The organism is Rickettsia endosymbiont of Ixodes scapularis (genome assembly GCF_000160735.1).
Lineage (GTDB): Bacteria > Pseudomonadota > Alphaproteobacteria > Rickettsiales > Rickettsiaceae > Rickettsia > Rickettsia tamurae.
Genome location: NZ_CM000770.1, coordinates 152282 through 154780 on the forward strand (window position 1 = coordinate 152282; position 2499 = coordinate 154780).

The following is a 2499-nucleotide window of genomic DNA, read 5'->3' on the forward strand; positions in this document are numbered from 1 at the left end:
TTTTTTTTATTAACTTCTCTTTTTGGAATAAATAATATACCAAGAACTAGACTAATCAAACCTACTATAAGCAACAAAACAAAATTGCCACGCCCCAGCCCCAAAATAAATTGATGTAGCTACCTATAACCGGTGCTATTGCCATAGAAAGAGCAATAGTGCCGTTTTAAAATGCCCATTAATCTTTGCTGTTCTTGTACCGAATAAATATCGGCAAGAACAACATATACTAGCACTGCAACCGATGATATCCCGCATCCTTGCAAAAATCTTCCAAATAATATAGCTTCATAATTATTTGCAAATACACAAAATAAACTACCAAGATTAAAAATCAGTAAACCGAGTATAATAATCGGTCTGCATCCATATCTATCTCCTAAATTACCGATTATAAGCGAAGTAATACAATAAGCGGTTAGATTTACACCGAGTAGTAGTTCCGTCATAAAAGTTGAAAGGTTAAATGTATCTTGTATTTCAGGGAAACTTGGAACGAATAAATCTATTTCCGCTCCAGCGAGTATTTCCATGATGATTACGGTAATAAGTAATTTCATAAGTAATTGTTAGTTTTAGGTTGTTTTAGCAAAGTATTGTTGAAAAAGAAAGAATAAATGAATATTTATACTCATCTAGCAATTTTTATTTATCAATGAGTATATACATGACACGATAACAGGAAGACTGAAAGGAAGTGAAAGCAGAAACTTTTAGTGATATATGTTAAGAATAATTATTCCTAACATATATCAATTAATTAAAATATTACTGATTAATTCCTAAAGCTTGTTTTTGAGCATCGGTAGTATTCTCCATTACCCACTTTTGAACATCAGGACTTAACATATTATACTGATCTGCTGTAAACTAGCAACCCAAGCTTGTTGATCGTCAGTACTCATAGCTTGTATTTGGGTTGTTGTAACTGAAGCTGGGTTAGGCATTTGCATTGATGAAGCAAATACTGGGGTTGCGAAAGCTAGAATTAATAAAATCTTTAATAAATTTTTCATTTTGTAAACATTTTTTGTTTTGTAATTACGATTATAACAAAGCCAAGGCAGCTTTCAAGCTAAATTATATTAAACATTTAAATTTTTTTATACTAAGGAACTTTTATTGTAACAAATATATCAATTATCTACTTTATTGTCATTCCCGCGAAAGCGGGAATCAAGTAAAAAGCGTTTAGTGTCATACTGTGGCTTGACCATGGGATCTTGTTTCACAGATTATGTCCTAAGATACCACGATCAAGTCGTGGTATGACATTAAGGTTGACTGGATTCCTGCTTTCGCAGGAATGACATACCCTTTTTATATTGTTAACTGTGCTCTCTACAGATATTGCGATAGATTTCTGAATTTTTAGATAAATCATTATGCGTTCCGCTAGCTGCTACTATTCCTTTATCTATTACTAAAATACGATCAGCTGATTCTATACTACTAATTCGATGGGCAATTGATATAATAATTTTCCCTTTCATTATTTTTTTTATAGCATTTAATAATTTCTGTTCGCTTATCGTATCTAAAGCACTCATTGCCTCATCAAGAAGCAAAATTTGCGGCATGCGTAGTAATGCTCTAGCAATAGCTATTCTTTGTTTCTGTCCTCCTGATAATCTAACCCCTCTTTCACCGATTTTAGCATTTATACCGTCATGAAGTTTAGCAGCAAATTCTTCTATTCCCGTAATTTTTATTATCTCATTTATTTCGTCGTCGCTTGCTTCATTATTACCGAATATAATATTGGACCTTATAGTGCCGGAAAAAATGCTAGCTTCTTGGGGAACATAGGCAATTAATTTACGAATTTCGGCAGGATTTAAAAGAATTGTATCTTGATTGTTAATAAGGATAGTGCCGCTTTCTTGCCGGTAAAAACGCAGCAGTAACTGCATCAAAGTACTTTTTCCTGCACCTGATCTACCTACAATACCAAGAAACTTATTGGCATTTATCTTCAAAGACATATTATTAATAATCCTTAAATTAGGTCTTGAATGATAGGTAAAATCGACATTTTTAAATTCTATCGAGATTGGATCGGAATTATTTAATTCTAAATAATTATTATGTTCTATAGGTGTCTTATCTATAATTGTAATTATTCTCTCAAGGGCTGTAACAGGTAAATGCATTTCGCTTAGTAGCTCAAAAATACCGCTACAGCTAACTCCGGCAATGATTGCATAATAAATAAATGATATAATTTGACCGGCAGATAAATGACCTTTCACTATATCTGAAGCTCCGATCCAAACGACTAAAGTAATCGCAAGAAATATAACGGCTATTGAAATCGCAAAGAATAAAGCCCGGATTTTTAAACGGGTTTTGCAGTATATTAAATAGTTTTGTAATTTAGTATCAAAATCGGCAATTTTCTTTATTTGATGGTTAAAAGCATAAATAGCTCTAATATTATTAAAAGTTTCATCAATATCCGATGCTAAAAGTGACTTAGATTCCAAGGCTTTTTTAGAT

At 32.2% G+C, this 2499-nt stretch carries 1 protein-coding gene and 2 pseudogenes; all 3 read right to left on the reverse strand.

Features of this window, described 5'->3' with window-relative positions; translation table 11 throughout:
- Nucleotides 1–560 (reverse strand): annotated as a pseudogene (locus tag REIS_RS00750) (MFS transporter); the annotation flags it as partial.
- A gap of 208 nt (nucleotides 561–768) precedes the next feature.
- Nucleotides 769–1016, reverse strand: a pseudogene (locus REIS_RS00755) (DUF2673 domain-containing protein).
- A 312-nt stretch (nucleotides 1017–1328) separates the two neighbouring features.
- On the reverse strand, nucleotides 1329–2499 hold a 1171-nt coding region (locus REIS_RS00760; protein ID WP_008579346.1), incomplete at its 5' end, for an ABC transporter ATP-binding protein.